This is a genomic window from Lactobacillus sp. C449L, assembly GCF_059900815.1.
On record NZ_JBWXGA010000094.1, the window covers coordinates 1 to 508 of the forward strand.

Consider the following 508-nt stretch of genomic DNA (forward strand, 5'->3'; position numbering starts at 1 on the left):
GTCCGACGCGTGGAGGCCCCTGCTCTCGAGATGGGCGGCGACATCCCGAAGATAGGCAGGGGCATCACCCCCCTCGTCCCGAACGACCTGGAACGAGCCGGTGTCCGGCAGTGCCCCGCTGGAGACGACGTTGATCGGCGTTCCGCCCGCGCAGGCGCCAAGCAGACCGATCAGTAAGGCGGCAAGTGCGATCCGGGGGCGGGAGCTCATGCAAGGGCTCCTAGCAGACGGTCATCCGCGGGAACAGCCGCTTCCTTCCCCGCTCGGGAGTGTTCGCTGCGGGTGATTTAACAATCTTTTACAATGCATAAACTTCTCCCGAGACGAATTCGTGTATGAGCGAGAGAATTGATAAAAATTCGTGGAATGCATCGCAGCAAGCCAAGGCGTCGTTCAATGGGGGTAAAGTATATGGCGGGTTACTTTCATCAGTGTAAATGAATAGCTCGCATAGAGCGCGCGTTGGAAATGTAAAATACTGTCAATGACCCCGCGCTGCGCTGGCTAT

Annotated in this window: 1 protein-coding gene; it reads right to left on the bottom strand. The window is 57.9% G+C overall.

What is annotated here, in order from left to right:
• Positions 1-210 (bottom strand): hypothetical protein (locus AC2JF9_RS08460; RefSeq protein WP_500726891.1); only part of this gene is annotated, 210 nt, incomplete at its 3' end.
• Between the last annotated feature and the right edge of the window lie 298 nt (positions 211-508).